Source organism: Streptomyces prasinopilosus (assembly GCF_001419695.1).
GTDB lineage: Bacteria > Actinomycetota > Actinomycetes > Streptomycetales > Streptomycetaceae > Streptomyces > Streptomyces prasinopilosus.
In genome coordinates this window covers 1-5,710 of sequence record NZ_LIRG01000480.1, presented here as the reverse complement: position 1 = coordinate 5,710, position 5,710 = coordinate 1, and the positions used below count along the sequence as shown (strand labels likewise).

The following is a 5,710-nucleotide window of genomic DNA, read 5'->3' as shown; positions in this document are numbered from 1 at the left end:
TCCCCGAGGGCCTGCCCGCGGTCGTCGCGTTCACCCTCGCGATGGGCACGGGCCGGATGGCCAAGAAGGGGGCGATCGTCAAGAAGCTGGCGTCGGTCGAGACGCTCGGCAGCACCACCCAGATCTGCACGGACAAGACCGGCACGCTGACGCTGAACCAGATGACGGCGCGGGAGATGCTGCTGGCCGGCCGCCGGCTCACCCTGTCCGGCGAGGGCTACTCCACCGAGGGACGGATCCGCACCACCGACGGGCAGCCTCTGCCGCAGACCCTGGACCACGCGCTGACCGCGATGGCCCTGTGCACCGACGCCGTGATCCGCGACGGCGAGGTCGTGGGCGATCCCACCGAGGGCGCCCTGGTGGTCCTGGCCGAGAAGGGCGGCGTCGACGTGAGCGGGCTGCGGCAGGAGAAGCCGCGCCGGCTGGAGATCCCCTTCGACTCCGACTACAAGTTCATGGCGACCTTCCACGACTGGACGGACGACTCCGGGCGCGCGGTGGTCCGGTGCTTCGTCAAGGGCGCCCCCGACGTCCTCGCGGACCGCGCGGACCGTCTCGTGGGCGAGGAGGGGACCCTGCCGTTCGACGACGTGGCCCGCCGCCGGTTCGACGAGGGCAACGCCTCACTGGCCGAGCAGGGCATGCGGGTGATGGCGCTGGGCACGGAGGACTTCCCCGCCGACGGCTTCCGGGCGCCCCGGGATCCCAAGGAGCTCCTCGACCGGATCGTGCTGACGGCCCTGGTGGGCATCGTCGACCCGCCCCGCCCGGAGGCGCGCACGGCGATCGCCGAGTGCATCGACGCCGGAATCCGGGTCCGCATGATCACCGGTGACCATGCGGTGACCGCCGGCGCCATCGCCCGCGAACTCGGTATCCCCGGAGCCGCCGTGACCGGCGCCGAACTGGACCGCATCGACGACGAGACCACCCTGGCCGAGCGGCTGGACGAGGTGGGCGTCGTCGCCCGGGTGTCCCCCGAGCACAAGATCCGCATCGTCCGGGCGCTGCAGGACCGCGGGGACGTCGTCGCGATGACCGGCGACGGCGTCAACGACGCCCCCGCGCTGCGCAAGGCCGACATCGGGGTGGCCATGGGCATCACCGGGACGGAGGTCACCAAGGAGGCCGGCACGATGGTGCTGACCGACGACAACTTCGCCACCATCGTGTCCGCGGTCCGCGAGGGCCGCGGCATCTACGGCAACATCGTGAAGTTCACCCGCTTCCAGGTCTCCACCGCCCTGGGTTTCGTCGCCACCTTCCTCATCGCCTCGCTGACCGGTCTGGCCGGCGGGGCGCCGTTCACCGCCCTGCAGATCCTGTTCGTCAACCTGGTCATGGACGGCCCGCCGGCCATGTCCCTGGGCGTCGACCCGGCCGATCCGGACGCGATGAAGCGCCCCCCGCGCGCCGCGGGCGAGCGCATCCTCGGCAAGCGGCGTCTCGCCCGGATCCTGCTGGCGAGCGCGGTGATGGCGGCGGGCACGCTGGCGGTGCTGGTCTGGGCCCCGGGCCCGGAGCCGGAACTGGGGGAGGCGACCGTCGCGGGCACCATGGCCTTCGTCACGTTCGTGTTCTTCCAGGTCTTCAACCTGCTCAACGTGCGGCACGACACCCGCAGCGTGTTCAGCCGCGAAACGCTGCAGAACAGCTCCGCGTTCATCGCCACGGCGGCCGTGATCGCCCTGCTCGTCATCATCGTCGAGACCGACGCGCTGCACGGTTTCTTCACCACCACCGACCTCACCCCCGGTCAGTGGCTGGTGTGCGCCGCCGTCGGCTCGGCGATCCTGTGGACCGGCGAGGTGCTCAAGACCGTGCTGCGTGCCCGTGCCCGCCGCGCGCGTGTCGCGGCTCGCAGCGGACGGCGTGACGGTGTGACGGCGTAACGGCGGCGGAGGGGGCCGGACCGGCCGGCGGAGAACGCGGAAGGGGCGTACGAACCCGTGAAAGCGGGGTTCGCACGCCCCTTCGGACGTCAGCGGGACCCGTGCGGCGCCGGTGCCGGTACCGGCGTCTCCTCCGGCGTCCGGGCCTGCTCCCGACCCTGGGCCGGGGTCTGCCGCCGGAAGGCCCAGTCCATCTTCGGCTCGAACACGGCGCGGAAGATCCGCCGCACCGGTGCGGTGCACAGGCCGGTCACGACCACGGCGGCGATCGCGGTGACGGTGACCGTGCCGAGCGGGGCGTGGAACCAGTCGTTGCGGGACCAGTGCCAGTGGTTGGCGGCCTGGATGAAGAAGCCGTGCAGCAGGTACCCGTACAGCGTGCCGGCGCCCAGGGCGGTGAACCACGTCCGGCGTCGCGGGACGAGGGCCACGAAGGCGGCGACGAGGACCGTCGAGCAGCCGAAGATCGCCAGGGTCATGACCGGCCCGTACCAGGCGGGTGCCGCGAGGTCCTCGGCACTGGACTTGTGGAAGAACCAGGCGTAGTTCATCCGCGTCACGGCCCAGTAGGCCACGATCAGCGCGCCCGCGAACACCGGCACGGCCAGGAGGCGCACCTCACGGCGGCGCACCAGCTCGAAGTGCTTCTTCTTCAGCGAGAGGCCGAGCACGAAGTACGGCAGGAACTGCAGGGTGCGATGGAGGTCGAGGTCCTTGCCGATGGACGGGGTGAGGGTGGCCAGGGCCGCGATGACGAGGGCGACGGGCAGCGGCCAGCGCAGGGTCCGCCAGATCGGGGTGGTGAGCCGCCAGATGAACAGGGCGGCCAGGAACCACGTCAGGTACAGGGGATCCAGCAGGCTGATCGAGCGGTCCGGTTTGCCGTCGCTCCACCGGGTGAAGAAGGTGTACGCCACCTCGAAGACGATGTACGGGACGGCGACACCGGTGATCAGGCGCTTGATCTTCCCCGGACTCCAGTCGAAGCCGCGCGAGAAGTAGCCGGAGATGATGATGAACGCCGGCATGTGGAAGGCGTAGACCAGCGTGTAGAGGGCCGTGACGGCGCGGCTCTCGCCGCGCAGCGGCTCCCACGCATGGCCGACCGCCACCAGCACGATGGCCAGGTACTTGGCGTTGTCGAAGAGGGCGTCCCGCGGCTTCGCCGACCGGGTCTCCCCGCCGGCCGGTGCGGCGCGGGTCTCCTCCCCGCGCGGTCTCGTCGGCGGCCCGTCCGTCTCCCCGGGGCTGCTCGAGGGCAGCGTTTCCTTCACGATTCCTTCCTTCGGGAACCCAGACAGAGCAGAACACCTCTTACAGGAGTTGCGGAAGTGACACGAGCGCGATGACCCGTGAAACCGTAGCCGCGGCCGACGTCCGGGTAAACCCGGACCCGTGGACAGGTGACCTTCGCGATCGCGTGCGGTGGCGGTGAGGGGGTCCCCGGCCACCGGCGATGCGGGCGCCCACTTTCGGCCATTCCTGCCGTGTCGGCACCGAGTGCACGTCTGCCCGGACACCGCCGCCCTATGCTTCTACATGCCTGTAGAAGGCCTGTGCCGTGCGCCCGCGGGGTGTGCGGCACCGTTCTTACGGAACACTCGCACGTGAAGGAGTGGACGCCGCGATGGTGTTCAAACGACTGCTCGGCTCGCTCGGCGTGGGCGGCCCCACGGTCGACACGGTCCTCGACCCGGGTGCGGCCCGGCCCGGAGCCGCACTGACCGGGCAGGTCCACCTCAAGGGTGGTGACGCCGACTTCGACATCGAGCACATCACGCTGGAGCTGGTGGCCCGGGTCGAGGCCGAGCACGAGGAGGGGGAGAGCGAGGGCGTCGTCGCCTTCGAACGGTTCACCGTGGGGGGCGGCTTCCGGCTCGGGGCCGGCGAACCGCGCAGCGTCCCGTTCGCCGTGGCGCTGCCCTGGGAGACCCCCGTCACCGAGCTCCACGGCCAGGACCTGGGCATCGTCCTGGGCGTGCGGACCGAGCTCGCCGTGGCGGGTGCCAGGGACAAGGGCGACCTGGACCGGCTGAGCGTCGGGCCGCTGCCCGCGCAGGAGGCGATCCTCGAGGCGTTCGGCGGGCTCGGGTTCGGCTTCCGGTCCGCCGATCTCGAGTACGGCCGCATCGGCGGCACCGGCCAGCAGCTGCCCTTCTACCAGGAGATCGAGCTGACCCCGGGGGCGCGGTACGCCCACCGGATCACCGAGGTCGAGGTGACGTTCCTCGCCGGCCCCGGCGGCATGGAGGTCGTGCTGGAGGCGGACAAGCGCGGCGGGTTCCTCTCCTCCGGCCACGACGCGGTGAACCGGTTCACGGTCTCCCACGAGGGGGCCGAGCACCAGGACTGGAACGCGATCGTCGAGGAGTGGCTGCACCGGCTCCTGGAGCACCGGGCTTCCCACGGCTCGCACGGCGGTCACGGGTACACCGGGTACCACGGGCACGACGAGCACCACCACGACGGGCAGCGCTCCGGCCCCGGCATGGGGACGGTCGTCGCGGCGGGGGCGGCCGGACTGGCCGTGGGGGTCGTCGGCGGCATGGTCGCGGCCGAAGTCGTCGACGAGGTCGGGGACTTCTTCGAGGACGAGGAGGAAGAGGCGGAGGACGAGGGCTGACGGCCGCGGGGCGGGCCGGGCACGTGGTGCGCCCGGCCCGCCCCGTGCGTCCCGCCGACGGCCGCGGGCGCCGCGCGGCGCCCGCCGGGGCTCCTCGTCGCGCGGCACCCCACCCCGCAGCTTCTACAGAATTGTAGAGGTTAGGCTTGCCCCTGCACGGACGCCCGCCGCGCCGCACCGTCGGCACGGCGGGCGCGGCACGGCGACACGACTGGGAGGGGCGTCATGGGCGTCATCGCATGGCTGGTGCTGGGACTGCTCGCAGGGGCGGTGGCCAAGGCCATCCTGCCCGGGCGCGACCCGGGCGGACTCGTCGGCACGACGGTCATCGGTGTCGCGGGGTCCTTCCTGGGCGGCTGGCTCTCGTCGCGGTTCCTGGACCGGCCGGTACAGCGGGAGTTCTTCGACGCCGCCACCTGGGGCTCGGCGATCGCGGGTGCGCTCGTCCTGCTCGTCGTCTACCGCGTCCTCTTCGGGAACTCGCGCAACTGAGCGCCCGTCCCGGAACGTCCTGAGCATCACGCACGCTCGACCACCACCGAGAAGGAGCACGAAGTGGGAGTTTCCCTTTCCAAGGGCGGCAACGTCTCTCTCAGCAAGGAGGCCCCGGGCCTGACCGCGGTCGTGATCGGCCTCGGCTGGGACGTACGCACCACCACCGGCACCGACTACGACCTCGACGCCTCCGCGCTGCTCCTCGACGCCTCCGGCCGGGTGCCGTCCGACCAGCACTTCGTCTTCTACAACAACCTGAAGAGCCCGGACGGTTCGGTGGAGCACACCGGGGACAACCTCACCGGTGAGGGCGAGGGCGACGACGAGTCCGTCAAGGTGAACCTCGCCGGTGTGCCCGCCGACGTCGACAAGATCGTCTTCCCGGTCTCGATCCACGACGCGGAGAACCGCGGCCAGAGCTTCGGCCAGGTCCGCAACGCCTTCATCCGGGTCGTCAACCAGGCGAACAACCAGGAGATCGCCCGTTACGACCTGTCCGAGGACGCCTCCACCGAGACCGCCATGGTCTTCGGCGAGCTGTACCGGCACGGCGCCGAGTGGAAGTTCCGCGCCGTCGGCCAGGGCTACGCCTCCGGGCTCGCCGGAATCGCCGCCGACTTCGGCGTCGGGGTCTGACACCTGCCGGAGCGGCGCCGGACCGTCCCTCCCCGGCCGGCCCGGCGCCGCTCCGGCAGGT

Annotated in this window: 5 protein-coding genes; 4 read left to right on the top strand and 1 reads right to left on the bottom strand. The window is 71.5% G+C overall.

What is annotated here, in order from left to right; genetic code table 11:
• The coding region (locus AOK18_RS20020; RefSeq protein ID WP_055695257.1) for a cation-translocating P-type ATPase at positions 1-1,895 on the top strand (1,895 nt) is incomplete at its 5' end.
• An 89-nt stretch (positions 1,896-1,984) separates the two neighbouring features.
• Here the strand turns inward: AOK18_RS20020 and AOK18_RS20015 are convergent.
• Positions 1,985-3,169: an acyltransferase family protein gene (locus tag AOK18_RS20015; RefSeq protein ID WP_079105103.1), complete on the bottom strand. Its 1,185-nt coding sequence runs from the start codon at positions 3,167-3,169 to the stop codon at positions 1,985-1,987.
• Positions 3,170-3,522: 353 nt separating this feature from the next.
• On the opposite strand from AOK18_RS20015, the gene AOK18_RS20010 reads away from it, so the two are divergent.
• The 3 genes from AOK18_RS20010 (at position 3,523) to AOK18_RS20000 (ending at position 5,649) form a co-directional block, all read left to right on the top strand.
• Positions 3,523-4,518, top strand: coding sequence for a sporulation protein (locus AOK18_RS20010; RefSeq protein WP_055695256.1), 996 nt, complete (start codon positions 3,523-3,525; stop codon positions 4,516-4,518).
• Between the two features lie 225 nt (positions 4,519-4,743).
• On the top strand, positions 4,744-5,010 hold the full coding sequence (locus tag AOK18_RS20005; protein WP_055573940.1) for a GlsB/YeaQ/YmgE family stress response membrane protein: 267 nt from the start codon (positions 4,744-4,746) through the stop codon (positions 5,008-5,010).
• A gap of 63 nt (positions 5,011-5,073) precedes the next feature.
• A complete protein-coding gene (locus AOK18_RS20000; protein WP_055695255.1) occupies positions 5,074-5,649 on the top strand; it encodes a TerD family protein in 576 nt (191 codons plus the stop codon).
• Positions 5,650-5,710: the final 61 nt, after the last annotated feature.

Excerpts from the sequence above, each read along its gene's own strand:
- AOK18_RS20005 (WP_055573940.1), top strand. The coding sequence starts at position 4,744 with ATGGGCGTCATCGCATGGCTGGTGCTGGGACTGCTCGCAGGGGCGGTG.
- AOK18_RS20010 (WP_055695256.1), top strand. The coding sequence starts at position 3,523 with ATGGTGTTCAAACGACTGCTCGGCTCGCTCGGCGTGGGCGGCCCCACG.